Annotated in this window: 28 protein-coding genes; 18 read left to right on the plus strand and 10 right to left on the minus strand. The window is 68.2% G+C overall.

Annotated features, from left to right (window positions below; genetic code table 11):
• Window positions 1–29: 29 nt before the first annotated feature.
• The 5 genes from TS85_RS24460 (at window position 30) to folP (ending at window position 5,274) form a co-directional block, all read left to right on the plus strand.
• Entirely contained in the window at window positions 30–254 is a 225-nt protein-coding gene (locus tag TS85_RS24460; RefSeq protein ID WP_077228405.1) for a DUF1272 domain-containing protein, read from the plus strand.
• Window positions 255–846: 592 nt separating this feature from the next.
• Complete coding sequence (gene thiD, locus TS85_RS02030; protein WP_044330125.1) at window positions 847–2,010, plus strand: bifunctional hydroxymethylpyrimidine kinase/phosphomethylpyrimidine kinase; 1,164 nt, start codon at window positions 847–849, stop codon at window positions 2,008–2,010.
• Window positions 2,003–2,680 carry a ribonuclease HII gene (locus tag TS85_RS02035; protein WP_044330127.1) on the plus strand — a complete coding sequence of 226 codons (678 nt, stop codon included), beginning with the start codon at window positions 2,003–2,005 and terminating at the stop codon, window positions 2,678–2,680. The genes thiD and TS85_RS02035 overlap by 8 nt, the downstream gene beginning before the upstream one ends.
• 204 nt (window positions 2,681–2,884) lie before the next feature.
• Window positions 2,885–4,012, plus strand: a complete 1,128-nt coding sequence (locus tag TS85_RS02040; RefSeq protein ID WP_044330128.1) for a site-specific DNA-methyltransferase — start codon at window positions 2,885–2,887, stop codon at window positions 4,010–4,012.
• 176 nt (window positions 4,013–4,188) lie between these two features.
• Complete coding sequence (folP, locus tag TS85_RS02045) at window positions 4,189–5,274, plus strand: dihydropteroate synthase (protein ID WP_044330132.1); 1,086 nt, start codon at window positions 4,189–4,191, stop codon at window positions 5,272–5,274.
• Here folP and TS85_RS02050 read toward each other — a convergent pair.
• Window positions 5,271–6,137: a LysR family transcriptional regulator gene (locus TS85_RS02050; protein WP_044330135.1), complete on the minus strand. Its 867-nt coding sequence runs from the start codon at window positions 6,135–6,137 to the stop codon at window positions 5,271–5,273. The two genes, folP and TS85_RS02050, sit on opposite strands and share 4 nt — an antisense overlap.
• A gap of 143 nt (window positions 6,138–6,280) precedes the next feature.
• On the opposite strand from TS85_RS02050, the gene blaOXA reads away from it, so the two are divergent.
• Window positions 6,281–7,123 (plus strand): class D beta-lactamase, encoded by an 843-nt coding sequence (gene blaOXA, locus TS85_RS02055; RefSeq protein ID WP_077228406.1) that lies wholly within the window; start codon window positions 6,281–6,283, stop codon window positions 7,121–7,123.
• A 4-nt stretch (window positions 7,124–7,127) separates the two neighbouring features.
• Here the strand turns inward: blaOXA and TS85_RS02060 are convergent, their stop codons facing one another.
• From TS85_RS02060 to TS85_RS02075, 4 genes are read right to left on the minus strand one after another with little or no spacing between them, the layout of a single operon-like run.
• Window positions 7,128–8,438: an amidohydrolase gene (locus tag TS85_RS02060; protein ID WP_044330137.1), complete on the minus strand. Its 1,311-nt coding sequence runs from the start codon at window positions 8,436–8,438 to the stop codon at window positions 7,128–7,130.
• 48 nt (window positions 8,439–8,486) lie between these two features.
• Window positions 8,487–9,113 carry a DUF4893 domain-containing protein gene (locus TS85_RS02065; RefSeq protein ID WP_052508091.1) on the minus strand — a complete coding sequence of 209 codons (627 nt, stop codon included), beginning with the start codon at window positions 9,111–9,113 and terminating at the stop codon, window positions 8,487–8,489.
• A gap of 23 nt (window positions 9,114–9,136) precedes the next feature.
• A complete protein-coding gene (locus TS85_RS02070; RefSeq protein ID WP_044330139.1) occupies window positions 9,137–9,922 on the minus strand; it encodes a 3-hydroxybutyrate dehydrogenase in 786 nt (261 codons plus the stop codon).
• 15 nt (window positions 9,923–9,937) lie between these two features.
• Window positions 9,938–11,077: a patatin-like phospholipase family protein gene (locus TS85_RS02075; RefSeq protein ID WP_044330140.1), complete on the minus strand. Its 1,140-nt coding sequence runs from the start codon at window positions 11,075–11,077 to the stop codon at window positions 9,938–9,940.
• Window positions 11,078–11,189: 112 nt separating this feature from the next.
• On the opposite strand from TS85_RS02075, the gene ypfJ reads away from it, so the two are divergent.
• From ypfJ to TS85_RS02120, 9 genes are all read left to right on the plus strand, one after another.
• Window positions 11,190–12,080: a KPN_02809 family neutral zinc metallopeptidase gene (ypfJ, locus tag TS85_RS02080; RefSeq protein WP_044335694.1), complete on the plus strand. Its 891-nt coding sequence runs from the start codon at window positions 11,190–11,192 to the stop codon at window positions 12,078–12,080.
• Window positions 12,081–12,192: 112 nt separating this feature from the next.
• Entirely contained in the window at window positions 12,193–12,819 is a 627-nt protein-coding gene (locus TS85_RS02085; RefSeq protein WP_044330141.1) for a YqiJ family protein, read from the plus strand.
• 2 nt (window positions 12,820–12,821) lie between these two features.
• The gene (locus TS85_RS02090; protein ID WP_044330143.1) at window positions 12,822–14,507 is read left to right on the plus strand and encodes a flotillin family protein; all 1,686 of its coding nucleotides are present in this window, start codon (window positions 12,822–12,824) and stop codon (window positions 14,505–14,507) included.
• A gap of 49 nt (window positions 14,508–14,556) precedes the next feature.
• A complete protein-coding gene (locus TS85_RS02095; RefSeq protein ID WP_044330145.1) occupies window positions 14,557–15,297 on the plus strand; it encodes an alpha/beta fold hydrolase in 741 nt (246 codons plus the stop codon).
• On the plus strand, window positions 15,288–16,043 hold the full coding sequence (locus TS85_RS02100) for a tetratricopeptide repeat protein (protein WP_155006275.1): 756 nt from the start codon (window positions 15,288–15,290) through the stop codon (window positions 16,041–16,043). The genes TS85_RS02095 and TS85_RS02100 overlap by 10 nt, the downstream gene beginning before the upstream one ends.
• Window positions 16,044–16,109: 66 nt before the next feature.
• Window positions 16,110–16,523 carry a VOC family protein gene (locus TS85_RS02105; RefSeq protein WP_407082110.1) on the plus strand — a complete coding sequence of 138 codons (414 nt, stop codon included), beginning with the start codon at window positions 16,110–16,112 and terminating at the stop codon, window positions 16,521–16,523.
• Window positions 16,523–17,266, plus strand: coding sequence for a hydroxyacylglutathione hydrolase (gene gloB, locus TS85_RS02110; RefSeq protein ID WP_044330148.1), 744 nt, complete (start codon window positions 16,523–16,525; stop codon window positions 17,264–17,266). The genes TS85_RS02105 and gloB overlap by 1 nt, the downstream gene beginning before the upstream one ends.
• Window positions 17,267–17,305: 39 nt before the next feature.
• Window positions 17,306–17,704 carry a hypothetical protein gene (locus tag TS85_RS02115; protein ID WP_044330149.1) on the plus strand — a complete coding sequence of 133 codons (399 nt, stop codon included), beginning with the start codon at window positions 17,306–17,308 and terminating at the stop codon, window positions 17,702–17,704.
• Window positions 17,705–17,716: 12 nt separating this feature from the next.
• Entirely contained in the window at window positions 17,717–18,133 is a 417-nt protein-coding gene (locus tag TS85_RS02120) for a DUF6491 family protein (protein WP_052507686.1), read from the plus strand.
• 3 nt (window positions 18,134–18,136) lie between these two features.
• On the opposite strand, the gene hslU is transcribed toward TS85_RS02120, so the two are convergent.
• Both hslU and hslV read right to left on the minus strand, forming a co-directional pair.
• Entirely contained in the window at window positions 18,137–19,429 is a 1,293-nt protein-coding gene (gene hslU / locus TS85_RS02125) for an ATP-dependent protease ATPase subunit HslU (protein ID WP_044330151.1), read from the minus strand.
• A 114-nt stretch (window positions 19,430–19,543) separates the two neighbouring features.
• Window positions 19,544–20,098: an ATP-dependent protease subunit HslV gene (hslV, locus tag TS85_RS02130; RefSeq protein ID WP_044330153.1), complete on the minus strand. Its 555-nt coding sequence runs from the start codon at window positions 20,096–20,098 to the stop codon at window positions 19,544–19,546.
• Window positions 20,099–20,197: 99 nt separating this feature from the next.
• Here hslV and TS85_RS02135 point away from each other — a divergent pair, with 99 nt between their 5' ends.
• The 3 genes from TS85_RS02135 (at window position 20,198) to TS85_RS02145 (ending at window position 23,134) form a co-directional block, all read left to right on the plus strand.
• Window positions 20,198–21,049: an endonuclease/exonuclease/phosphatase family protein gene (locus TS85_RS02135; protein ID WP_044330154.1), complete on the plus strand. Its 852-nt coding sequence runs from the start codon at window positions 20,198–20,200 to the stop codon at window positions 21,047–21,049.
• A 114-nt stretch (window positions 21,050–21,163) separates the two neighbouring features.
• Window positions 21,164–21,928 carry an EAL domain-containing protein gene (locus TS85_RS02140; protein WP_227698633.1) on the plus strand — a complete coding sequence of 255 codons (765 nt, stop codon included), beginning with the start codon at window positions 21,164–21,166 and terminating at the stop codon, window positions 21,926–21,928.
• 132 nt (window positions 21,929–22,060) lie between these two features.
• Complete coding sequence (locus TS85_RS02145) at window positions 22,061–23,134, plus strand: type I restriction endonuclease (protein WP_044330156.1); 1,074 nt, start codon at window positions 22,061–22,063, stop codon at window positions 23,132–23,134.
• A gap of 10 nt (window positions 23,135–23,144) precedes the next feature.
• Here TS85_RS02145 and TS85_RS02150 read toward each other — a convergent pair whose 3' ends face one another.
• Genes TS85_RS02150 through TS85_RS23910 form a run of 3 tightly spaced genes read right to left on the minus strand, consistent with a single transcriptional unit; the run spans window position 23,145 to window position 26,682 of the window.
• The gene (locus TS85_RS02150) at window positions 23,145–24,200 is read right to left on the minus strand and encodes a glycosyltransferase family 2 protein (protein WP_044330157.1); all 1,056 of its coding nucleotides are present in this window, start codon (window positions 24,198–24,200) and stop codon (window positions 23,145–23,147) included.
• A complete protein-coding gene (locus TS85_RS26010) occupies window positions 24,197–24,844 on the minus strand; it encodes a hypothetical protein (protein WP_227698634.1) in 648 nt (215 codons plus the stop codon). Before TS85_RS26010 ends, TS85_RS02150 begins: the two co-directional genes overlap by 4 nt.
• A complete protein-coding gene (locus tag TS85_RS23910; RefSeq protein ID WP_227698635.1) occupies window positions 24,787–26,682 on the minus strand; it encodes a DegT/DnrJ/EryC1/StrS family aminotransferase in 1,896 nt (631 codons plus the stop codon). Before TS85_RS23910 ends, TS85_RS26010 begins: the two co-directional genes overlap by 58 nt.
• Window positions 26,683–26,746: the final 64 nt, after the last annotated feature.

The raw sequence follows: 26,746 nt of genomic DNA on the forward strand, positions 1-26,746 counted from the left end.
TCGTCCGCCCCCCGCCGAAAGACCCGCCGATGCTGGAAATGCGCCCCGACTGCGAACGCTGCGGCGTCGATCTCCCCGCCGATGAGGGCGGGGCGTTCATCTGCTCGTTCGAATGCACCTTCTGCGCCAACTGCACCGATGCACTGGACGAACGCTGCCCCAATTGCGGCGGCGAACTGCTCGACCGCCCGGCAAGAGTAGACGCCGCACTGGAACGCCACCCCGCGTCCACGGAGCGGCGGGGCCCAGGCTAACAATTCCTCCCCGGAACGGGGAGGAGCCTTTGGGGTCTAAATTCCTCCCCGGAACGGGGAGGGGGACCGCGCCCGCAGGGCGTGGTGGAGGGGCCCGCCGCGCAGACGGCGGGAGCCGCTATCGGCAAGCGACCCGCGCGCCTGGCGGCGCGCCCCCTCCACCATGCTGCGCATGGTCCCCCTCCCCGAGACAAGCTCGGGGAGGAATAGTTTTGGGGCGCCGTCTCAATTCCTCCCCGGAACGGGGAGGGGGACCGCGCCCAAAGGGCGTGGTGGAGGGGCCCGCCGCGCAGACGGCGGGCAACGCCAGCGGCAAGCGACCCCGCACCCCCCGCCACGCCCCGCGCCCGGCCCCCGCAAACCGCTGTCCTACACCCCGGCTTTCGTGCAAAGAACGCCGCGCCATGCAGCAGTCGCTTTGCCCCCTCCCGACCCGTCCGGCGCCCGCCCCCAATGCCCGGCGCCCGCACGCGCGGAACCCTAAACTTCGTAAACTTCGCCTCGTCCCGGCGCCCGCGCGCGGCGACGGTTTCGGTGGGGGCCGGGATGGCCTAGGACCCTCAACTTCGTCAACTTCGCCGGTGGTGGCACGATGAGTATCCCGCGTATCCTGATCATCGCCGGCTCCGATTCCGGCGGCGGCGCCGGTATCCAGGCCGATATCAAGACCGTCACGATGCTCGGCGGCCACGCAATGACCGCGATCACCGCGATCACCGCGCAGAACACGCTCGGCGTCTCCGCCATCCACCCGGTCCCCACCGACATGGTGATCGCCCAGATCGATGCGGTGATCCGCGACATCGGCGTCGATGCGGTCAAGATCGGGATGATCGGCTCCGCCCGCACCGCGCTGGCGGTGGCGGAAAAGCTGGGCGAGCTGCCCGGCGCGCCAATGGTGTTCGATCCGGTGATGGTGTCCACCAGCGGCGCAACGCTCGCCGACGATGCGACGATCGCGGCGTTCGAGCGGCTGATGGACCGCGCCACCGTCGTCACCCCGAACCTGCCCGAACTGGCGGCATTGGGTGACGATCCGCACGCGCTGGTCGCGGCGCATCGCTGCGCGGTGCTGGTCAAGGGCGGGCATGGCGAGGGCGCCGAGGTCGCCGATCGGCTCTATTCGGTCGATCCCGAGGACCCGCCCGAAATCGAATGGCGCGACGCGCGGATCGAGGGCGATTCGACCCATGGCACCGGCTGCACCCTGTCCTCCGCCATCGCCTGCGGGCTCGCAGCCGAATGGGATTTGCCCGAGGCAGTGGCGCGCGCGCGCCGCTTCGTGCGGATCGCGATGCGCGATGCGGCGGGGCTGGGGCGGGGCCATGGCCCGATGGCGCAGCAATCGGTGCGGCTCGACCTCAACATGAGCTTTTTCGAGCCCATGCTCAACCAGGTTACCGTGCCCGCAAAGGAACTGGCGGCGAGCGAGCGCTTCTACCGCCTGCTCGGCCTGCGCCAGATCGTGCGCGCCGCCCCGCGCTATGCCCGGTTCGAGACCGAGGGCGGGGCGACCTTCTCGGTCGCGACCGATGAGAGTTACACCGGCCCCGTGGTCTATTTCGAATGCGGCGACCTCGACGTGACGGTCGCCTATCTCCAGCAGCAGGGCGTGGCGTTCGAACAGGAGCCGCGCGACCAGAAATGGGGCTGGCGCGAGGCGCGGCTGCGCGATCCGGCGGGCAATGCGGTGTGCCTCTACCAGGCGGGCGAGATGCGCCGCTTCCCGCCCTGGCGGATCGACGACGATGCCTGAGCGATCTGGGCCTGACCTGAAGTTCGAGACCAAATACCGGCGGTTGCACAAGGGGCTGGTCGCGGGGGTCGACGAGGCCGGGCGCGGGCCGCTGGCCGGGCCGGTGGTCGCCGCCGCGGTGGTGCTCGACCCGAAATGCATCCCCGAAGGGATCGACGATTCGAAGGCGCTGACCGCGGCCAAGCGCGCCCGGCTCTGCGAGCAACTGCTCGCCTGTGCAAAAGTCGGGGTGGGGATCGCCAGCGTCGAGGAGATCGACCGGCTCAACATCCTGTGGGCGACGATGCTGGCGATGCAGCGTGCCGTGGACGCGCTGGGCTTCCGCCCCGCCTTCGTGCTGGTCGACGGCAATCGCTGCCCGAACTGGGACCATCAGAGCCATCCGGTGATCGGCGGCGACGCGCTGTGCCTGTCGATCGCGGCGGCGTCGGTGGTCGCCAAGCACCAGCGCGACTGCATGATGGAGGCGCTCGACGCCGAGCATCCGGGCTATGGCTGGCGCTCGAACAAGGGCTATGCCGCGAAGGTCCATCAGGAAGCGCTGCGCCGGCTGGGCCCGACCCCACACCACCGCCGCAGCTTCGCGCCGGTCGCACAGGCCGAGCTGGATTTCGGGCCATGCGTCGCCGAATCGGTCGCACGCGGCGGCGAGGCGATCCATCTTGGGTAATCGGACAAAGCCTGGGATTGAGTCTTTTGAGTCACACCCCCAATCCTTGGTGCCTGTGGATAACTCGGCGACTCAATATCTGGCGGGGTGCCAGAATGTTCCGCCAACTTAACGATTCCGCCGGGTTTTCGGTTAACCAATCATCGCTTGACGGAGGAGTCCGCCACCGACGAATAGGGTCGTTCGATCACGGGAGTTGGGCTTATGGGGGTGTTGGAAAAGGTTAAGACGCGGGGTCGCGTGGCGGAAACGCCGCCGCCGGTGCTCCCGCTCGACACCATCCTGCGCATGGATTGTATCGAGGCGATGCGGGCATTGCCGGCCAAGTCGATCGACATGATCTTCGCCGATCCGCCCTACAACCTCCAGCTCGGCGGCGACCTCAATCGCCCCGACGGCAGCGCCGTCGATGCCGTGACCGACGATTGGGACAAGTTCGACAGCCTCTCGGCCTATGACAAGTTCACGCGCGAATGGCTGACGCAGGCGCGTCGCATCCTGAAGGACGATGGCACGATCTGGGTGATCGGCAGCTATCACAACATCTTCAAAGTGGGCTCGGCGATCCAGGATCTGGGCTTCTGGATTCTCAACGACATCATCTGGCGCAAGGCCAATCCGATGCCCAATTTCAAGGGCACGCGCTTCACCAACGCGCATGAAACGCTGATCTGGGCGTCGACCGGCGAAAAGGCGCGCTACACGTTCAACTATCGCAGCATGAAGACGCTCAACGACGAGCTTCAGATGCGCAGCGACTGGGAATTCCCGATCTGCGGCGGGCAGGAGCGGCTCAAGAAGGACGGGGTGAAGGTCCACCCGACCCAGAAGCCCGAGGCATTGCTGTACCGCATCCTGCTCGCGGCGACCAAGCCGGGCGACGTGGTGCTCGATCCGTTCTTCGGCACCGGCACCACCGGCGCGGTGGCGAAGCGGTTGGGCCGCCGTTGGATCGGCATCGATCGCGAGGGCCTCTATGTCGAAGCCGCGCTGGAACGCATCGCCGCCGCGCTGCCGCTCGACGAAAGCGCGCTGACCACGATGCAGGCGCCCAAGGCCGCACCGCGCGTGGCGTTCGGCCAGCTGGTCGAGAACGGCTATCTGGCGGCAGGCAGCGTGCTGACCGACGCCAAGCACCGCCACCGTGCGGTGGTCGGCGCCGACGGATCGCTCAAATGCGGCGATGCGACGGGATCGATCCACAAGGTCGGCGCGATCCTCCAGGACGCGCCGAGCTGCAATGGCTGGACCTATTGGCATTACGAGACGCCCGAGGGTTTGAAGCCGATCGACGCGGTGCGCCAGACGTACCTGCTGGCGACGCAGCCCTGATCTAAGTTCCCCTTCCGCTTGCGGGAGGGGTTAGGGGAGGGCCTGACGTAGCGATCTGCGGTGCTGTCGCGATCCTTCCCCTGGCCCCTCCCCCGACCCCTCCCGCAAGCGGAAGGGGAGCGCTCTGGGCACCCGCCGCGCTTTTCTCGCATCCTCAGTATCGGTAGGAAGCGCGCATGACCCCGCTCCCCGCCTCCGCCCGCCTCTACCTCCGCCCCGTCCAGTTCGTAGACACGCCGGTCGGGCAGGACCGCGCCGTCGCCCGGCTGGCCGGGGGGCTCGGCTGGTTCGCGGCCTATGAACTGATCGTGGTCGAGGATGGCCGCCGCACCGCGCAGGTCACGATCCCAGTCGACGCGCTGCCCGCCGACGAACGCCTCACCACCATCGCCGCCCGCATCACCGCGCCCCGCGCCCCGCTCACGCTGGGTGAGCGCGTGCTGCGGATGGACCAGCCGCTCGTCATGGGCATCCTCAACGTCACGCCGGACAGCTTCTCGGACGGTGGCCGCCATGTCGGCGATCCGGCGGCGGCGGCGCAGGCGGCGGTGGACATGGGGGTGGCGGGCGCGGCGATCGTCGACATTGGCGGCGAATCCACGCGTCCCGGCGCCGAAACCGTTTGGGAAGGCGACGAGATCGCCCGCGTCGTGCCGGTGATCGAGCGCGTCGCGCGCAGCGGCGCCGCCGTCTCGATCGATACCCGCAAGGCCGCGGTGATGGAGGCGGCGCTGGCGGCGGGGGCGCATCTGGTCAACGACGTTGCCGCATTGCTCTACGACGATCGCGCGCTCGAGGTGGTGGTGCGGGCCGGTTGCCCGGTGGTGCTGATGCACGCCGCCGACCCCAAGGCGGGGGCCAAGCGCGCGGGTGACTATCGCGACCCGCTGCTCGACGTGTACGACTGGCTGGCGGCGCGGGTCGAGGCTGTCGTCGCGGCGGGCGTCGATCGGGCGAAGATCGTGATCGATCCCGGCATCGGCTTCGGCAAGGCGCTCGGCGACAATCTCGCGCTGCTCAACGGGCTGGCGCTGTTCCACGGCATCGGCTGCCCGATCCTGCTGGGCGCCAGCCGCAAGCGGATCATCGGCGCGCTCTCGAACGAGGCACCGGCGGCGGACCGGCTGGGCGGCTCGCTCGCGATCGCGCTGAAGGGCGCGGAGCTGGGCGCGCAGTTGCTGCGGGTGCATGACGTGTTCGAAACGGCGCAGGCGCTGCGGGTGTGGCGCGGGATGCGCGACGCGGCGCTTGTCGGGCGCTAGCCGATCTCCGCGACCAGCCACTCGCGGAATGCTGCCATCGCCGGGCTGGGCGTGCGCGACTTGAGCCAGGTGAGCCAGTAGCGCCCGGTCGTCACCTCCTCGGCAAAGGGCCGGACCAGACTCCCCTCGGCCAGATGCCGCCCCAGCATCAGCGGGGGCGCCAGCGCCACGCCCGCGCCTCCCAGCGCCGCCTCGGCCATGGTGATCGAACTGTCGAACACCGGCCCGCGCAGCGTCGGCGCGGCCAGCCCGGCGGCGGCGAACCAGCGCGGCCATTCGTCGGCGCGGTACGACCGCAGCAGCGGCACCGCGAGCAGATCGCGGGGACTCGTAAGGTCGCGGGCCAGCGCCGGGGTGCAGAGCGGCGTCAGCGGGCTCTCCATCAGCGCCACTGCCTCGGTCCCGTGCCACGCGCCGTCGCCGAAGCGGATCGCATAATCGAGCCCCTCGCCGGCGAGGTCGACGCGGTTGTTGTTGGTGAACAGCCGCAAGTCGATACGCGGGTGCGCCGCGCGGAATCCCGGCAGGCGCGGCAGCAGCCACCCCGCCGCGAAGGTGCCCACCGCTGCGACCGACAGCAACTGCGCGGCAGTGCCCTCGGCAATCCCCTCGACCAGCTCGGCGATACGATCGAAGCTCTCGCCCAGCGTCGGCAGCAGCGCGGCGCCCTCATCGGTGAGCGCCAACCCGCGCGGCAGCCGCCGGAACAGCCGCACGCCGAGGCGTTCCTCAAGCCCCTTTACCTGATGGCTGATCGCCGCCTGCGTCACGCACAGCTCGATCGCGGCGCGGGTGAAGCTGAGATGGCGCGCGCTGGCTTCGAAAGCGCGGAGTGCGTTGAGGGGGAGATGGGGCCGGACCATCGCACAGCCATAAGTTTTCCTAGGGGCTCCCGCCAGCTTTGATCCTTTGGCGCGTGCGGCCTGCGGGCATAGGTTCGGCGTCATCAACAGCAATCGCTCCCCTGCGAAGGCAGGGGAGCGGGTAACAAGAGCCAGGAGAAATTATGGACAGGCGGACATTTGCGGGCACGATGCTACTCGGCGCTGGTATGGCGGCGACCGGTTTTCCAGGCATTGGCGAAGGGATGGCGCACCCGCCGCGGCTGCCCGTGCGGCTACGCGCGACGCTGGTGGTCGAGCTGTCGAGCGGGCGCGCGCTGCACCGGTCGGGCGCCGCGGCGACGCGCTTCTCGCCCTGCTCGACCTTCAAGATTCCCTTGGGGCTGATGGGCTTTGACAGCGGCATCCTGCGCGGGCCGCACGATCCCGCCTGGGACTATGATCCGCGCGTCCACCAGGCGAGCCGCGACATCGACAAGCAGGCCACCGATCCGACGAGCTGGCTCGCCAATTCGGTGGTCTGGTATTCACAGGTGCTGACCCGCCAGCTCGGGGCGGCGAAGTTTCAGCGCTATATCGACCGGTTCGGCTATGGCAATCGCGACCTCACCGGCACGCCGGGCAAGGGCGACGGGTTGACCCAGGCCTGGCTGATGAACAGCCTGACGATTTCGCCCGACGAGCAGGTCGCGTTCCTGCGTCGGATGCTCGCGCACAAGCTGGTGTCGCCGCGGGCGCACGCGCTGACCGAGCAGATCATGCCCGTGTTCGAGGGCGCAGGCGGCTGGACGGTGCATGGCAAGACCGGCAGCGGTCGGCTGCTTCATGGCCTCAATCCCGCGAGCACCACGACCACGATGGGCTGGTTCGTCGGCTGGGCCGACAAGGGCGCGCGGCGGGTGGTGTTCGCCCGGTTCGGCGCGGGCGAAGGCATGCCCGCCGATGGTGCCGGGGGCCCTGCGATGCGCAAGGCGATGCTCGCGGAGATCGGCGCGCTGGCGGGGTAGCGCGCTACTTCTTCAGCACGTCCAGCGCCGCCGCGGTCATCGCCTCGGTCGCGGTGGCGATCACCGCCTCGGCATCGGGTGCCCAATAGGCGCTGTGGAGCGAGGGCAGGGCGGCCTTGCCCGCCTGTGCCGCGTCCCATTTCGCCTTGGGCACGCCGCCGACCCAGAAGATCATGCTCTGGATCGACTTGCCGGCGAGGTAGTATCGGCTGAAATCCTCGCCGCCCATCACGGCGGGGGTTTCGACCACCCGCTCCTTGCCGAAGCGCGCGGTCCACAGCGCGTGCAACTGCCCGGTCAGCGGCTCGGTGTTGAAGGTCGAGGGCGTAAACTCGTCCTTGACCGTCACTACCGGCATCCGGTCGTCGGGCATACCGGCGGCGATCGCCTCGCCCTTTGCGATGCGGGCGATGCCGTCGAGCAGCTTCTGGCGCACTTCGGGAGTATAGCTGCGCACGGTGAGCAGCATGGTGACTTCGCTGCCGATGATGTTGTGCTTCGATCCGCCCTGGATGCTGCCGACAGTGACGACCGCGGGCTCCTGCGGATCGGTTTCGCGGCTGACCAGCGTCTGGAGCGCGCCGACGATCCGCGCGGCGAGGACGATCGGGTCCTTGGTCGTGTGCGGATAGGCGCCGTGCCCGCCGACGCCCTTCACCACCACATCGACCGAATCGACATTGGCGAGCGCATAGCCGGAACGCACCCCGATCTGCCCGGCGGGAAGGCTGGCGGCGTCGTGGAAGGCGAGCGCGACCTGCGGCTTGGGGAAGCGGGTGAACAGCCCGTCCTCCAGCATCATCCGCGCGCCCATGCCGCGTTCCTCGGCGGGCTGGGCGATCATCACCAGCGTGCCCTTCCACTGGCCCTTCATCGCCGCGAGGTTGCGCAGCGTGCCGATCCAGCTCGCCATGTGCGTGTCATGGCCACAGGCGTGCATCACCCCGGTTTCCTGGCCCTCGTCGGTGGTCGCGCGCACCTTCGACGCGAAGGGCAGGCCGGTGTCCTCGATCACCGGCAGCCCGTCCATGTCGGCGCGGATCAGCAGCACCGGACCCGAGCCGTTGCGCAGCACCGCGACGACGCCGGTGCCGCCGACCTTCTCGGTCACCTCATACCCCGCCTTACGCGCCTCTACCGCCAGCTTGGCCGCGGTCTTGACCTCGTGCAGGCTCAGCTCGGGGTTGGCGTGGAAATCGCGATAGAAATCCATGAGTTCGGGCATCGCCCGCGCGGTGGCGTCATGGACCGGATCGGCGAGGGCGGGGGTAGAGGCGAGCGTCATGGCGAAGGCTGCCGTAAGGAGGGTGCGCATCGCCAAAGGCTAGCACCGCCGGGGCGGCGCGCAAGGGCCCAAGCGCCGCTAGGGCGCGGGGACCAGCTCCACCACGTCGAGGATCGATTCGAAGCGCGGGCGCGGCAGCACCAGCCGCCAGCGCTTGGGCGCTATCCGCTCGATATAGCCCACCATGTCGCGCTTCGAATCGAGCCCGTAGCGCAGCGGCGACGTCTCGTCGCCAAGCACCATCGTCCCGAGGAAGATCGCACGGGCATTGCTGTCCGCGAAGATCAGCCCGGTGGGGCGCTGGGTCCCGCCCAGCTTGTTCAGGCTCTTGACCTCGCCTTCGTCGGCGATGCGGCAATCGAACGCCGGAAAAGCCGCGAAATCGCGCGTCGCGGTCCCGTTCTCGCCCAGCTTGAACATGCGGCAGCGATAGGCGCCCGCAGGCGGCATCGCGTCGCCCAGCGCGCGGTCGGGATCGAACAACAGCGGATCGCGGGCGATCGCGCCGCCATCGGCCTTTTGCGCGAGCGGGAGCGCGGCGTCCCAGGTCTTGCGCCAGTTGCGGATGCGGCTGCGGTCCGAATCGGTGGCGATCGTCTGCCAGTTCGCGCCGGCGGGAAGGCGCGACGACGTCGCCTCGCGATAGACGGAGCAGCCGGTCAGCACGGGGGCCAGCGCGGCGGCAACGGGCAGCATCCACTTCATCGTCGCGACATCCTTCACGGGGTTCAGGCGGCGGTCCAGCCGCCATCCATCGAATAATTGGCGCCCGTGATCTGCGCCGCTTCGTCGCGGCAGAGGAACAGCGCCAGCGCCGCGACCTGTTCGGGCTGGACGAACTCCTTGGTCGGCTGGGCGTCGAGCAGCACGTCGTTGATCACCTGCTCGCGGGTCAGCCCGCGCGTCTTCATCGTGTCGGGGATCTGGTTCTCCACCAGCGGCGTCCAGACATAGCCCGGCGAGATGCAGTTGACGGTGATCCCATGCGTCGCGACTTCGAGCGCGGCGGTCTTGGTGAGCCCGGCCAGGCCGTGCTTGGCCGTGACATAGGCCGATTTGTTGGGGCTTGCGACCAGGCTGTGCGCCGATGCGGTCGAGATGATCCGCCCCCATTTGCGCGCCTTCATGCCCGGAATTGCGGCGCGCATCAGGTGGAAGGTCGCGCTCAGGTTGATCGCGAGTATCGCGTCCCATTTCTCGATCGGGAATTCGTCGATCGGCGCGACATGCTGGATGCCGGCATTGGCGATGACGATGTCGACGCTGCCCAGCTCGGCCTCGGCGCGCGCGACCATCGCGGCGATCTGCTCGGGCTTGGTCATGTCGGCGGCGTCGTACAGCGCGCTTGCGCCGCTGGTCGCCGCCAGTGCCGCGCGCTCGGTCTTGATCGCCGCCGCGTCGCCAAAGCCGTTGATGACGACGCTAGCGCCTTCCGCCGCCAGCGCCTTGGCATAAGCGAGCCCGATGCCGGAGGTCGATCCGGTGACGATGGCGGTTTTGCCCTTTAGGAACATGGCGATACTCCCGACTTAGCGATGCGTGAGGTCATAGGCGGCGGTTTTGCCGTCGAGGATGTTCTGCGCGACGATCTGGGCATGGGCGATCGTTTCCGCCACAGCGGTGCGCCCCGCCTGCCAATGCTCGCGCATCGATCGCGTTGAAAACTCCAGGTCGCGGCTGCCGCCTTCCCACACATTCGCGCGATAGATGAGCTGGACCAGGCTGACCGCATGTTCCTTGACCAGCGCGCGGACGGCCTGGACATCGGGGTCTTCGGCGACCTCGGGCGGGACCTTGTCGAGCAGGCGGCGCACCGTCTCGCGCGCCTCGCGCAACCGCATGCGCTCGTCGGACACCGCACGCGTACGGCTGGAGTAGCGGATTTCCTTTTCGCGGGCCATCACGTCCATGATCGTGCGCGGCAGCGCCGCCGATGCGGAGAACAGGTCGACCTGGAAGATCAGCGTATCGGCTTGCTGGTTGTCGAGGACATGCGTGAGCGGCGTGTTCGACACCAGCCCGCCGTCCCAATAGAATTTGCCGTCGATCTCGACCGGCGGCAGCCCCGGCGGCAGCGCGCCCGACGCCATGATGTGGCGCGCATCCAGCACTTCGTCGCGCGTGTCGAAATAGCGGAAATTGCCGCTGCCCAGCTCGACCGCGCCCACCGATAGCCGGATCGGGCCATGGTTGAGCAGGTCCCAGTCGATGAGCGAGTCGAGCGTCGCGCGGAGAGGCGCCGTGTCGTAGAAGCTCAGCGCCTCGGGCGTTCCCGGCACCGCGAACTGCGGCGGCACCATCCGCGGGCTGAAAAAGCCCGGCACGCCCTGGAGCGCGACCATCGCCGCGGACCATTCGTGCGAAAATTCGCGTAGCGTGTCGTTCATCGGCAGCGAGAAATCGGGGAGCGCAGCGGTGACGCCATCCCAGAACGAGCGGATCGCGGCGAGTCGCCGTTCGGGCGGATTGCCGGCGAACAGCGCGGCGTTGATCGCGCCGATCGAGATTCCCGCCACCCAATCGATTTCGATATGCGTGGTCGCGAGTTCCTCGATCACCCCCGCCTGGAAGCTCCCCAGCGCGCCGCCACCCTGGAGCACCAGCGCAACGCAATCGGGCAGCGGCAGGCCCGCGGCGCGACGATGTGATCTCGGTTCGGCATCTGCCATGCGCGCCCATGTGGCCCATCGCCGCCCCCGGTTCAACCGACGACTTTTGGGCAGGTGCAACGCTTGGGCGCTTCAGGCATTGTTGCGGGCAGTCAACGAAAAGGGGAGCGCGATGCGGCTCGACGATCTGGATCCTACCCAACATGCCCGCGATCTGGGTTCGGGCGGCGGCGGTGGCGGCGGCTTCGGCCTGCTGGGGCTTCTGCCGCTGCTGCTTGGGCGCGGCATGGGGTGCGGCGGGATCGCGCTGATCGGCATCGTCGCGCTCGTCTATTTCGCGATTGGCGGCGGCGGCGGGATGCTGGGCACCACCGGCGGCAGCGCAGGGAAATCGCCCACCGCCGGACAGAGCGGCGCGTCGGTGTGCCAGGCGACGCCCGAGCGGCTCGAGGCGTGCCGCGTGATGACCAGCACCGAACAGACCTGGGGCCCGATCTTCGAAGCCGCGGGCAAGCGCTACACCCCCGCGACGATCAACTTCTTCACCGGCGGCGCCCAGACCGGCTGCGGCGCGGCGACGTCTGCCGTCGGCCCGTTCTACTGCCCCGGCGACAATGGCGTGTATCTCGACACTGCGTTCTTCGGCGAGCTGGAGCGGCGCTTCGGCGCGAAGGGCGATTTCGCGCGCGATTATGTGATCGCGCATGAAGTGGGCCACCATGTCCAGAACCTGCTCGGCACCTCGGGCGAAGTATCGCGTGCGCAGGCACAGGGCAGCCGTACCGAGGGCAATCGCCTTTCGGTGCTGCTCGAGCTTCAGGCCGATTGCTACGCCGGCGTCTGGGCCGGGCGCAACCGCAACCGGCTGGAGCCCGGCGACATCGAAGAGGGCATGACCGCCGCCAATGCGATCGGCGACGACACCCTCCAGAAGGAAGCGCAGGGCCGGGTGGTGCCCGACAGCTTCACCCACGGCACCTCCGCCCAGCGGATGCAGTGGTTGAAGCGCGGGCTCGACAGCGGCGATCCCGCGCAATGCGATACGTTCGCGGCGGCGTCATAGGGCGGGCTTTATTCGAGACTGAAATCGGACGTCGGGACAGCCCCCGGCGTCCGATTTCGCTTTCAGGCCCGTCGCTTGTCTCCTATCCTCGGCCAAGGGTTCGGGGGGAATCATGTTGAGTTTTCTTGCCGCGCCGGAGAATATCCTCTTCGTCTCCGCGCTGGTGCTGATGCTGTTGATCGGTGCGGTCCAGCTTATCGGCTTCGGGTTCGATACCGATATTGCCGACGGGCCGGATATCGATTCGCCGGACGGCGATCTCGATCTGCTCGCCTGGCTTGGCGTTGGTCGCCTGCCGCTGCTGATGCTGATCGTCGTCTTCCTGACGATCTTTGGTGTGCTCGGGCTGATCGGCCAGCAGCTCAGCCATGACCTGCTGGGCGCTCTGGTATCGCCGTGGATCGCCGCGCCCGCCGCGTTCGCCGCTACGCTGCCGCTCACGGGCCTCGCCGCCGCCGGGTTGGCGCGCATCCTGCCGCGCGATCACACCACCGCGATCGATCTGGAGCTGCTCGCGGGACGCGAGGCGATCGTCGTCACCGGACGCGCAATCCTCGGCTCGCCGGCGCGCGCCCGCGTCCAGGATCACCATGGCCAGGCGCATTATGTGATGGTCGAGCCCGACCGCGCCGGCCCCGCCTTTGAGGAGGGCGAAGCCGTGCTGCTCGTCCGCCGCGAGGGCGATGTCTTTCGTGCAATTTCGCGCGGCGATTTCCGCCTGCCGCGACTGGAGGTCTGAAAATGTCCACCGAACTCGTGACCCAGGGAACGTCGATTATTCCCTATATCGCCATTCCGGGCGCGGCGCTGGTCGCGCTGATCGTGCTCGGCATGATCCTCGCCAAGCTGTATCGCCGCGCGTCGAAGGAAATCGGCTTCGTCCGCACCGGCTTTGGCGGGGAAAAGGTCGTGATCAACGGCGGTGCGCTGGTGTTGCCGGTGTTCCACGAGACGATGCCCGTCAACATGAACACCGTCCGGCTGGCGGTGGAGCGCAAGAATTCGGACGCGCTGATCACGCTCGACCGGCTGCGCATCGACGTGAAGGCCGAATTCTACGTCCGCGTGAAGCCCGACGCCCAGTCGATCGCGACTGCCGCGCAGACTTTGGGCCTGCGCACGATGCACCCCGAGGCGCTGAAGGAACTGGTCGAGGGCAAGTTCGTCGACGCGCTGCGCTCGGTCGCCGCGGGGATGACGATGGCGCAGTTGCACGAGCAGCGCAGCGACTTCGTGCAAAAGGTGCAGCAGGTCTCGTCGGTGGATCTGGCGATGAACGGGCTGGAGCTGGAAAGCGTGTCGCTGACCGGGCTCGACCAGACCTCGATCGAGCATTTCAACGCCAATAACGCGTTCGACGCCGAGGGTCTGACCAAGCTGACCGAGCAGATCCAGTTGCGCAAAAAGGCGCGCAACGACATCGAGCAGGATACCCGCATCCAGATGGAGACCAAGAATCTGGAGGCTGAGCGCCAGTCCTTCCTGATCGGCCGCGACACCGAATTCGCGCGGCTGGAGCAGGAGCGCGAGATCGAGATGAAGCGCGCGGTGCAGGCATCCGAAGTCGCGCGCGAACAGGCGACGCGCACGCGCGAGGCCGATCAGGCGCGGATCGAGGCCAAGAAGCAAGTCGACAGCTCGCAGATCGAGGCCGACCGTGCCGTGAAGGAGGCGCAGATCGCGCAGGCCCAGGCGCTCGAACTCGCCCGCCAGGAGCAGCAGATCGCGGTGCAGAACAAGAGCCGCGAGGAAAGCCAGGCCCGCGCCAAGGCCGACGAGGCGCGTGCCGAGGCCGTGGTCGCCGAGGAGCGCGTCGGCACCGCGCGCGAGGCCGAGGTGGCCGAGCGCCAGAAGCGCATCGAACTGATCGACGCCGCCCGCGAAGCCGAGCGCGCCGCGATCGGGATCAAGGTCCAGGCCGAGGCCGAAAAGGCCGCCGCCGCCGACCGCGCCGAAGCCGCCCGGCTGGGCGCACAGGGCGAGGCCGAGGCCGCCAAGCTCAAGGCCGATGCCGACCGCGTCCGCTTCGAAGTCGAGGCGGCGGGGCAGCGCGCCGTGAACGAGGCGGCGAACCTTCTGTCCTCGGACCAGGTATCGCTGACCACCAAGCTCGCATTGCTCAAGGTGCTTCCCGAAATCATCCGCGAGGCGGCAAAGCCGATGGAGGCGATCGATTCGATCCGCATCGTCCAGGTCGACGGCATCACCGGCAATGGCGGCGCGGGCGCGGGCAATGCGGGCGAGGGCGAAGGCAATCTCGCCAACGCGGCGGTGGCGGCGGCGCTGCGCTATCGTGCGCAGGCGCCGGTGATCGACGGGCTGATGAAGGAACTGGGGTTCGACGGCCAGACGCTCGACAGTCTGGTCGCGAGCGCCGCGGGGACTGGCGCGGCCAGGCCCGCCGCCGCGCCGGACGGAGGCGAATAGCGGCCCGAGCGGGATGACGGCGGGGGCGGATCGGACTAAGCCCTTGGCGATGACCGATACCGCACCCCCCGCCGTCGCCCGTCCCAACCTCGCCTATCACCTTTCGCCCGGCAAAGGGCCGACCATCGTGTTCCTGTGCGGCTATGCGTCGGACATGAACGGCACCAAGGCGCTGGCGCTGGAGGCATGGGCGCGGGCGCGGGGGCAGGCGTTCCTGCGCTTCGACTATGCCGGGTGCGGCGCCAGCGAAGGCGCGTTCGAGGATCAGACGCTGGCGCTGTGGCGCGACGATGCGCTGCGCATCCTCGACGCGCTGGTGCCGGGGCCGGTGGTGCTCGCCGGGTCGTCGATGGGCGGATGGATCATGCTGATGGTCGCCAAGGCGCGGCCGCAGCAGGTGGTCGGGATGATCGGCATCGCCGCCGCGCCCGACTTCACCGACTGGGGCTTCACCCAGGAACAGAAGCTGCATCTGCTCCAGCACGGGCGGCTCGAACAGCCCAATGACTATGGCGATACGCCGACGATCACCACGCGCGGCTTCTGGGCGTCGGGCGAGGCCAATCGCATGATGATCGGGCCGATTCCGTTCGACGGCCCGGTGCGGCTGCTCCAGGGCCAGCGCGACAAGGAAGTGCCGTGGGAACGCGCCGCGCGGCTCGCCGAGCTGATCCGTTCAGACGCGGTGCAGACTCTGCTGATCAAGGACGGCGACCACCGGCTTTCGCGCGATAGCGACATCGCGCTGCTCGTCCGGGCCGTAGAGGATGTGATTGCCCAATGTTCCTGATCCTGCTGAGCCTCCAGACCGCCGCCGTGTCCGTCCCCGAAGCGAGCGCCAAGGAGCCCGCGCGCTTCGCCGAATGCATGGACCTCGCCACCGGCGATCCGTCAACGGGCGTGACCAATGCCGCCAGATGGCAGATGGAGGGCGGCGGGATGCTCGCGAAGCAATGTCTCGGCGTCGCCTATGCCAATCAGCGGCGCTGGACCTCGGCGGCGTCGGCGTTCGAGGAGGCCGCGCGCGCCGCCGAAATGGCCAAGGACGCCCGCGCCGCGAATTACTGGGCGCAGGCGGGCAATGCCTGGCTGGCGTCGGGCGATGCGGTCAAGGCGCGCGCCGATCTCGACGCGGCGCTCGCCACCGGGACGCTGACCGGACTGGCGCTGGGCGAGGCGCATCTGGACCGGGCGCGGGTGCTGGTCGCCGCGGGCGATTCGACGGGGGCGCGCGCCGACCTCGACCAGGCGCTGGCCGATGCCGCGAGCGATCCGCTGGCATGGCTGCTCTCGGCGACGCTGGCACGGCGGAGCGACGATCTGCCGCGGGCGAAGCGCGATATCGATCGCGCAATCAAGCTGTCGGCGGACGATCCCGCGGTCCAGCTCGAAGCAGGCAACATCGCCGCGGCCTCGGGCGACGAGGCGGGGGCGCGCACCGCATGGGGCCGTGTCGTCGAACTCGCGCCCACCGGCCCCGCCGCCGATTCGGCGCGCAAGGCGCTCGCCCAGTTCGACGGCGCCGCCGCGAAATAGCCGCTCCGGGGCTGGTGCCATGGCCCGCGCGGCCTTATCTTGGCGCCCATGCAATATCTCCACACCATGATCCGCGTCACCGATCCGGAGGCGACGGTGCGCTTCTTCGAACTGGTCGGGCTGAAGGAAGTCCGCCGCATGGAAAGCGAGAAGGGGCGCTTCACGCTCATCTTCCTCGCGGTGCCGGGCGAAGAGGGCAAGGCCGAGGTCGAGCTGACCTATAACTGGCCCGCCGAGGACGGTTCGTTCGAAACCTATGATGGCGGCCGCAACTTCGGGCACCTGGCCTACCGCGTCGACAATATCTACGAGACCTGCCAGCGGCTGATGGACGCAGGCGTCACGATCAACCGCCCGCCGCGCGACGGCCATATGGCCTTCATCCGCACCCCCGACAATATCTCGGTCGAGCTGCTCCAGGACGGGCATCTGCCGCCGCAGGAACCCTGGGCGTCGATGCCCAACACCGGGGTCTGGTGATGGCGCCGGCGCCGGGGCTGGAAATCGTCCGCATCGCGGCGCTGAGCGACAACTATATCTGGCTCGTCCACGATACGGTATCGGGCGAGACGATGGTCGTCGATCCTGCCGAGGCGGCGCCGGTGCTGGCCGAGGCGGAGGCGCGCGGCTGGGCGCTCTCGGCGATCTGGAACACCCACTGGCATCCCGACCACACCGGCGGCAATGCCGCGATCAAGGCGGCGACCGGCGCGGTGGTGATCGCGCCCGCAGCCGAGGCGGCACGGATTCCGACCGCGGACCGGCTGGTCGGCGAGGGCGATGTCGTGACGCTCGGCGCCTACCGCGCGACGGTGATGGCGGTCCCCGCGCACACGGCGGGGCATATCGCCTATCACTTCGCGGACGAGGGCGCGGTGTTCGTCGGCGACACGCTGTTCGCGATGGGATGCGGGCGGCTGTTCGAAGGCACTGCGGCGCACATGTTCGCCAATATGCAGCGCCTCGGCGCGCTCCCGCCCGAGACCATCGTCTATTGCGCGCACGAATATACCCAGTCGAACGGGCGCTATGCGCTGGTCGCCGAGCCCGACAACGCCGCGATCGCCGCCCGGATGACGGCAGTCGACGCGGCGCGCGCCGCCGGTCAGGCGACCGTCCCGACAACGATCGCGCAGGAGCGCGCGACCAACCCCTTCCTGCGCGCCGCCAGCGTCGAAATTCTCGCCGAGCGCCGCGCCGCCAAGGATGCTTTTCGCGGCTGAACGCGTTATAGCGGGACAGGGGCAAATTGGAGACCGTCGATGATCCGCCTTGCCATTCCTCTCCTGATCCTCGCCGCCGGTGGCGCCGCGACTGCTGCGATCCAGGAAAACCGCAAGCCGGATGCCGCCACCGCCCGGGTCGAACGGACGCTGGCGGGGCTGACCCCCGGCAAGCCGCGAAACTGCATCCCGCGCAACCGGATCAGCGAGCTACGCACCGCCGATGGCGTCATACTGTATGTCAGCGGGCGCAACCGGGTGTACCGCAACGACGTGCTCGGCCAGTGCGCGGGGCTTCGGCGCGATGACATGGTGGTGTCGTTCAGTGCCATCAGCGGCGACTATTGTCGGGGCGACATCATCCGGACCCGCGCCCGGACCGGCGGCATGATGACCGGAAGCTGCGCATTGGGCACTTTCGTCCCCTATACCAAATAAAGGATGAGCAGGATGCGCACAGAATGGATGGTCGCCACCGCAGCGCTGGTCGCGACGTTGGCGGGATGCGCGGCAAATCCGCAGGTCGAGGCTGCGCGCAAGGCCGAGGCGAGCCGCGACCTCGGCAAGGCGCTGGAGGGGCGCACCGCGGGCACGCCGCAGGACTGCATCACCCCCAACGGCCTGTCGGGCCCGCAGATCATCGACAGCCGCACGATCCTGTACACCGGCGGCGGGCGAATCTGGCGCGTCGACTTGCCCGAATCCTGCCCCGCACTCGGCCCCTTCTCGACGATGATCGTCGAGATTCGCGGGTCGCAATTGTGCAGCATCGACATGTTCCGGGTGATCGACGCCGGCACGTCGATCCCCAGCGGCTTTTGCCGTTTCGGCAAGTTCACGCCCTATACCCGGACCAAGGCCAACTGAACGCTACAGGACGTAGCGGCTCAGGTCGGTGTTGCGCGCGATGCTCTGGAGCTGGGCGTTCACATAGGCGGCGTCGATCGTCAGCGCGGTGCCGCTGCGGTCCTCGGCCTCGAAGCTGACTTCCTCGAGCAGCTTCTCCATCACCGTCTGGAGCCGCCGCGCGCCGATATTCTCGACTTCGCCATTCACTTCGGCGGCGATCTTCGCAACCGCGCGGATGCCGTCGTCGGTGAAGTCAATGGTCACGCCTTCGGTGCCCAGCAGCGCGGCATATTGCGCGACCAGGCTCGCCTTGGTGTCCGACAGGATCGCGACGAAATCCTCCTCGGTCAGCGCCTTCAGCTCGACGCGGATCGGCAGCCGCCCCTGAAGCTCGGGCAACAGGTCGCTGGGCTTTGCCACATGGAATGCGCCGCTCGCGATGAAGAGGATGTGATCGGTCTTCATCGGCCCGTATTTGGTCGCGACGGTGGTGCCCTCGATCAGCGGCAACAGGTCGCGCTGGACGCCTTCGCGGCTCACCGAACCGCCGCGCACGTCGCTGACGGCGATCTTGTCGATCTCGTCGAGGAAGACGATCCCGTTCGCCTCGGCATCGGCCAGCGCGACCCGGCTCACTTCGTCCTGGTCGAGCCTTTTGTCGGCCTCTTCCTCGACGAGCTTGTCCCACGCGCTCCGGACATTGAGCTTGCGGCGCTTGAGCGGGGTGCCCGCCAGCCCCTTCATCATCTCGCCCAGATTGATCATCTGCGCGCCACCGCCGGGGATGTCGAAGGGCATTTGCGCCGCCTGCTCGACTTCGATCTCGATCTCGGTGTTGTCGAGCACGCCGTCATGGAAGCGCTGCTTGAACGCCTCGCGCGTCGCGGTGCTGGCGTCCTTGCCCGTCAGCGCGTCGAGCAGCCGGCCCATCGCGGCTTCCTCGGCCTTGTCCTTCACGGCGGCGCGGCGGCGGTCCTTTTCGAGCCGGATCGCTTCCTCGACCAGGTCGCGGGCGATCTGCTCGACATCGCGACCGACATAGCCGACTTCGGTGAACTTGGTCGCCTCGACCTTCACGAACGGCGCGTCGGCGAGCTTCGCCAGCCGGCGGCTGATCTCGGTCTTGCCGCACCCGGTGGGCCCGATCATCAGGATGTTCTTCGGCGTGACCTCGTCGCGCAGGTCGGCGGAGAGCTGCTGCCGCCGCCAACGGTTGCGCAGCGCGACGGCAACCGCCTTTTTCGCATCGGTCTGGCCGATGATATGCGCATCGAGCGCGGCGACGATGGTCTTGGGGGTCAGGTTCTGGTTCATCTTATCTTCTTCTCCCCTTCCGCTTGCGGGAGGGGTCGGGGGAGGGGAAATACTTCCGGGCAGGGTGAGGAGGACAGGCCCTCCCCTAACCCCTCCCGCAAGCGGAAGGGGAACTTAGTTGGCGCTATCCAGCGTCTCCACGGTCAGCCGGTCATTGGTGTACACGCACAGCTCGCCCGCGATCTTCATCGCCTGGCGCGCGATCTTCTCGGCATCGGTCTCGTAATCGACCAGCGCCCGCGCCGCGGCGAGCGCGAAATTGCCGCCCGATCCGATCGCCGCCACGCCGCCTTCGGGCTCCAGCACGTCGCCATTGCCGGTCACCACCAGCGTGATGTCCTTGTCCGCGACGATCAGCATCGCCTCCAGGTTGCGCAGGAACTTGTCGGTGCGCCAGTCCTTCGCCAGCTCGACCGCGGCGCGGAGCAACTGGCCCTGGTGCCGCTCGAGCTTCGATTCCAGCCGCTCGAACAGCGTGAAGGCATCGGCGGTCGCGCCTGCAAACCCCGCAATCACCTTGCCGTCGCCGAGCGGGCGGACCTTTTTCGCATTGGGCTTCATCACGGTGTTGCCCGCCGAGACCTGCCCGTCGCCCGCAATGACCACTTTGCCCGATTTGCGCACGGAGAGGATCGTCGTGCCGTGCCACGCATTGCTGTTATCGCTCATAGGCGCCGGATATGGGAAGGGTGCCCGCCGCCGCAAAGGGGCCATGCGGTCGAAACAATTATCTGGCCCAAGCGGCGCAGCGACTCATGAGGGACGCGAATGACGATGACGGTGTTGAAAAGGATCGCCCTGGCGCTGGCAGTGCTGGTCGCGAGCGCTGCGCCCGCGATGGCGCAGGCGCCGCTCCGCGTGATGAGCTTCAACATCCGCTACGCCAATGAGAATGACGGCGCCAATGCGTGGAGCAAGCGCCGCGACGTGACCGCCGCAATGCTGGAGAAAGCCGCGCCCGACATCATCGGCACGCAGGAATTGCTCAAGGAACAGGGCGATTTCCTGGCCGAGCGGCTGAAGCGTTATGCCTGGATCGGCGTCGGTCGCCGGGGCGACGACACGGACGAGCATATGGGGCTGTTCTATCGCCGCGATCGGCTGACGCTGGTCCAATCGGGCAATTTCTGGCTGTCCGACACGCCCGAGATCGCGGGGAGCATCAGCTGGGGCCACCCGTTTCCGCGCATGGTGACCTGGGGGCTGTTCGAGCGGGTTTCGGACCGGCGCCGCTTCTATGCGTTCAACACGCATCTGCCCTATCGCGCCGAGGACGAGCCCGCGCGGGAAAAGGGCGCCGCGCTGATCCTCAAGCGGATTCAGGCGATGGCGGGGACGCTGCCGGTGGTGCTGACCGGCGATTTCAACACCGCGCCCGAAAGCGCCGCGCACCGGCTGCTCGCGAGCCAGATGCAGGACGCGCGCGAAACCGCGCCGGTCAAGCGCGGGCCGGAGGCGACGTTCCATAATTTCACCGGCACTGCGGCCCGGAGGATCGACTGGGTCTTCACCCGCGGCTTTACGGCGGCGCAGGTCGAGACGATCACCGATCATCGCGGCCCCGTGCAGACGTCGGATCATTTTCCGGTGCTTGCCGTGCTCGACTGGCCTAAGCGCTGATGCCCTCACCGATCGACTGGCCAGCGCTTTGGCGCGATTCGCGCGCCAGCCTGGGGTTTTTACGTAAGTGCCTGTCTTCACGTTCTTTTAGGATGGCCCCTATACTCGGGGGCAATGGCAGCGCCCTCTTCCTGCTCCGGATGCCGCGACGGAGTCGATTTCGACATCCCGTTTGCGATGGCGTTCCAGCCGATCGTCGACACGCGCACCGGCACGCCCTTCGCCTATGAGGCGCTGGTGCGCGGGCCGGACGGCGCGGGGGCGCAGGAGATTTTGTCGCAGGTCACCGACGCCAATCTCTACGCCTTCGACCAGGCCTGCCGCGTGAAGGCGATCGAGACCGCGATGGCCGCGGGGCTGCTCGATTCGGACGCGCTGCTCTCGATCAACTTCCTGCCCAATGCCGTCTATTCGCCGCTGGCATGCATCCAGCTGACGCTGCGGACGGCGCGCGCAGTGGGGCTGCCGACCGACCGGCTGATCTTCGAATTCACCGAGAATGAGGCGATGGGATCGCCCGAGCATGTCTCCGCGATCATCGACACCTATCGCCAGATCGGGTTCAAGGTCGCGATCGACGATTTCGGCGCAGGGCATTCGGGGCTGGGCCGCTTCGCCCGCTTCGCGCCCGACGAAGTAAAGCTCGACATCGAGTTGGTGCGCGGGATCGAGCAGGACAGCCGCCGCCAGGCGATCCTCCGCGCCGTCGTGGCGATGTGCGCCGAACTCGATACTTTGGTGATCGCTGAGGGCGTCGAAACCGCCGAAGAAGCCGCCGCACTGCGCAACCTGGGCGTGCGCTACCACCAGGGCTATTGGTACGCCCGGCCCGCACTGGCGCAGTTGCCCCCGATCCGCGCCGAAGCCCGGCTGAACTGAGCAGCGCGTTCTCAAGCGAGTAGTCAGGCCGCGTAGTCGGTCGCACCTTTATGGGATGGCGTACTGTAAATTAACCATCTTGCCGCCGCGCTTTACTGAAGCCATTCTGCCGCAATAAGCGGGGGAGTGGATATGGATTTTTCGACACGTCTGGCCGAATTACAGAAGCGTACTTTGGAGCATCGCGAGGCGTTGCTGACCGAGGAAGCCGCGAAGACGGCGCTTGTCATGCCGTTTCTTCAATCGCTTGGGTACGATGTGTTTAACCCCAAGGAAGTGGTTCCGGAGTTCACCGCAGACGTCGGCACCAAAAAAGGCGAGAAAGTCGATTACGCGATATGCTCCAACGGCGCCGTAAATATTCTGGTCGAGTGCAAGCCCTCTACATCGGAATTGAACGTCAACCACGCCGGCCAGCTGTTTCGCTATTTCAGTGTGACTGATGCGCGGCTTGCGGTGCTCACGAATGGCGTAAACTATCAGTTCTTCTCGGACGTCGAGAAGCCCAACAAAATGGACGATCGCCCCTTTTTCACGTTCAGCATGGACGCGATCAAGCCCTCCGACATTCGCACGCTGGAGAAGTTTACCAAGAGCGAATTCGATATCGAAAAGATTCTTCTGGAAGCGGGGAATCTCAAACTCCAATCGCTTCTTCGGAAGGCGATAGAGCAGGAATTCGCCGAGCCCTCCGAGGATTTCGTACGCCTGTTCGCGGCGAGGGTCGTCGAGGGGCGCTTAACGCCCGTCGTGAAGGAGAGCATCGCGCGCCTCGTGCCGGCGACGATTGCGTCGATCATCAGGGACCGGGTCAGCGAACGCCTCTCCTCCGCGCTAAACGCCACTGCACCTGCCCTCAGCGAGGCTGAAGTGGCGGTTGCCGACCCCGCTGAGGAGGGGGTTGTCACGACCCAGGACGAAATAAGCGGCTTCCACATCGTCCAGGCGATTGCCTCACGGCTCGTGGACCCGAAACGTGTCGTTATGCGAGACAGCAAATCCTATTGCGCGATTTTGCTCGACGACAATAACCGTAAGACGATCGCGCGGATGTGGTTCAATTCGCCGACTACGCGGTATTTTGGCACCTTTACGGGCAAGGAGGAGGTTCGCCACCTCATGCCGGAACTGACGGGCATTTATCAAATGTCCGCCCAGATCGAGGCGCGACTGGCCGAACTGGATGCCGGGCTGGCATCCGGCTGAGCGGTACGCCCTAACTGCGCGCCTGCGACCACCCCAGCGCCCGCACCCTCCCCACCACCAGCGACAGCAGCCATTCGGGCTCGCGCAGCGGGGAGCGGACCGGATCGCGCCGCAGCGGCAGGACGTCGCGCAGGCGGACGGTGCGCAGGCGCAATGCGGGGCGCACCACCAGCCACCATAGCCGCGCATATTCGCGGTCGATGCGGCGGCGGGTGGTCGCGTCGAGCGGGCGGCTGGCCACGAACCGGCAGTGGAGCGCGTCGAGTGTCGCCAGCACCTGCGCCAGCGTCGGCAGGTCGGGGACGGGATCGCGCGCCATCAGGTGGCGGACCACCAAAGCGGCGCGGTCCGGGGCCGCGTCCCCGAACAGCGGCGCATAACGCTCGGCAAGCACCTTCGCCGCGCTCGCCGCCATCGCCTCGCGGAACTTCTTCGATGCGCCGCCGGGGTGGCAGCGATAGACGAGCAGCGGCGCCTCGATCCGCGCCACCGTGCCGAATGCGCGGATGCGGTGGTACAGGTCGAAATCCTCGGCATAGCGTATCTCGGGCCGCTCGAACGGCGCCAGCCGCCGCGCCGCCTCCGCGCGCAGCATCACCGACGACCACACCAGCGGGTTCTGCACCATCAGCAGCCAGTCGATCACCGCCGGGCTCAGGTCGCGCGGGCCGGGCCAGCGGCTGGTGACGCCTTCGGACAACAACATGCAGTCGCTGGCGACCAGCGCCACGTCAGGGTGCGCGTCGAGATAGGCGACCTGCCGCGCGAAGCGATCGGGCGCGCAGAGATCGTCCTGGTCGAGCCCGGCGACATAGCGCCCGCGAACCTGCGCGAACGCCTGGTTGCGCGCCAGCACCGGCCCGCCATTCTCCGTGGCGCGGAACAGGCGGATACGCGGATCGGTATAGCGCTGGAGTACGTCCCATGTGTCGTCGGTCGAGCAGTCGTCGACCACGATCAGCTCGAAATCGGCGAAGCTCTGCGCCAGCACCGACTCGATCGTCTCGCCGATCAGCGCCGCGCCGTTATAGGCGGGCATGAGGACTGACAGCGCGGGTGCGGTCATGCCGCCTTGCGCGCGGGTTGCGCCACCTCGCGGTCGAGCAGCTGCTCGACGATGCACTGGCCGACATCGTTCTGCCACAGCCACAGCCCGTTGGCCTTGCCCTTGAAGCTGCGCTCGCCGCCCAGCCGCCCTTCGGGCACGAACCCTGCCGCCAGCCCGATGCCATAGGCGCCGGGCAGCGGCTGGCCCGCCGCGTCGATCACCCGGCATTGCTGGTCGACCAGCCGCGGGCGTCCGGGGGCATGCGCGGCCAGCGCGATCACCTCGCCATCGACGCCGAACAGCGGCAGCGCGTGCGGGCGATAGCCGAGCGCGCCGATGACGATATCGGCGGCGTCGAGGATCGCGCCTGCCGCCGCGTCGTCGCCGCCCAGCCGGTGGAGCCGGAAGCGCGGATCCGGCGCCCGCCCGCCAATCCCCAGCATCCGCAGCACCAGTTCGCGCGCCTCGAGCCGGAACGCCGCGAGCCGATAGACGAATCCGCTCAACGGGCAGATATCGTCGGGGCCGAAATCGGTGAAGCCATCGGCATAAGCGGCCTCGGCGGACGGGTAGAAGGGGCGCAGCGGCGCGCGGTGGAGGAGCGTCAGCGCCGCCGCGCCCAACGGAATGTCCGATTTGAGCAGCAGCGCCGCAGCCGCCACCGCGCTGGTCGACGCGCCGACGATCGCGATCCGCGGGGCAGGGCGGGGGCCAGCCGCGCCCGCAGCGCGTCCACGCCACCGATGCGGAGAAAGGCGTCGGACGGCACCAGCCGCTCGCCGACTCGCGCGCCCAGCGGCATCCCCGCCACCTGCGCGCTGGCTACCTCGTCGGGGCATTGATAGCCGCCGGTCGCCAGCACGAGGTTGCGCGCCAGCAGCGTGCGCTCGGCCCCGGTCGCGCAATCGCGGATGCGCGCCTGCCACAGCCCGGCGGGGGTGCGACGCGCTTCGACCACGGCATGCCCCGTCAGCAGCGACCCGCCATTCTCCGCCACGACTGCGCCGACGCGGTCCCCCAGCGCCTCCAGAAACGCCCCGGTGCGCGCGAGCGGCACGCCCAGCCGGCCTATATGGCGCGCAATCTCCTGCCCGCTGGGATGCTCGGTCAGCGCCGCGATTTCGGGGTGGGGGTTGTCCCTGGCCGCGGTCAGGAAGGTCTCGGCGGTGCTGTCGGAGGTGATCGCATAGCGCGCGAGCTGGCCCCCGCCGAGGCTGACCCCGCGCTCGACCACCACCAGCCCGGCGGCGAGATCGGCGAGGCGCCCCTGCTTGCTCGCCGAAAGCAGCATCGCGATCCCCGCCGGGCCGCCGCCGACGAGCAGCGTCGCATGGACCTGCGGCGTGCGGACCTGCGCGGGGACCGCACGGCGGGCACGCGCGCAGGCGTCGAGCAGCGCGCCGGCGACCGTGTCGACATCGGCGAGCGTCATCGCGTCGGTGACCGGCAGCGACAGCATCCGCGCGCCGATCGCGTCCGCCACGGGGGTCGGCCCGGCGATGCAACACCGCTGGAAATAGGGCTGCTGCCCCAGGTGCGGGCTGAAATAATGCCCCGATCCGATCCCCTGCGCGGCAAGATCGGCCATGATCGCGGCGCGCCGGGGCGCGAGGTCCGCGGGCAGAAGCACAGAATGGAATTGCGGGATCGCCCGCGCGCCCTGCACGCGCTGCGCCGTCACCGCATCGCCCAGCCCCTCGCGATAGCGCGCGGCGAGCGCGATGCGATGCGCCGCCACCCCCTCGATCGCCTCCAGCCGGGCCAGCGCGAGCAGCCCGAGCACTTCGGGCAGCTTGGCGTTCATCCCCGGCCCCATCGCGGCGCGCCCGCCATCGAAGCCGTAATTGCTCATCCGCCGCATCTCGGCGATCTGCACGGCGTCGGCGCTGTAGACCAGCCCGCCCTCGGCAGTGCCGAACGGCTTGGTCGCGTGCATCGAGAATACCGTCGCGAAGCGTGCCCGCCCGCCAAACCCCGTGCCCGCGGCGTCGATATTGCCGAGCGACGCGGCGGCGTCGACCACGATCCCCGCGCCATGCTCGCCGGAGATCCGCGCGTAACGGTCGAGGTCGATGCCGGTCCCGAAGCTGTCATAGGGCACGATCACCGCGACCCGCTCGCCATGCAGCCGCAGCGCCGCGTCCTCGGCGGCGGCGCAGGCGGCCCAGTCGTCGGGGTTGCTGTCGACCAGCACGGGGGTCAGCCCCGCCCAGAGCGCAGCATGCGCAGTCGCCGCAAAGGTGAAGGCGGGCATCAGCGCAAGATCGCCCGATCGCCCCTCGCGCGCATGGCGGATCGCCAGCATCAGCCCCATCGTCGCGCTGGGCACCGCCAGGCAATCGCCCGCGCCGCCATACAGCCGCTCGACGATCGCGGCTTCGAACCGGCGCACCACCGGTCCGCCATTGGTGTAGATCCCCGAAGTCTCGATCGCCGCCAGCGCATCGGCCATTTCGCTCAGTCGCGGCGGGCGCGCCGCGATCAACGGTAATTCAGCCATGCCCCCGCATTACTCCCGCCTGCGACCCCTTGTTGCGGGGACCGTGGCAGGTGCGGCCTAAGAA

The organism is Sphingomonas hengshuiensis (assembly GCF_000935025.1).
Taxonomy (GTDB): Bacteria; Pseudomonadota; Alphaproteobacteria; order Sphingomonadales; family Sphingomonadaceae; genus Sphingomonas; species Sphingomonas hengshuiensis.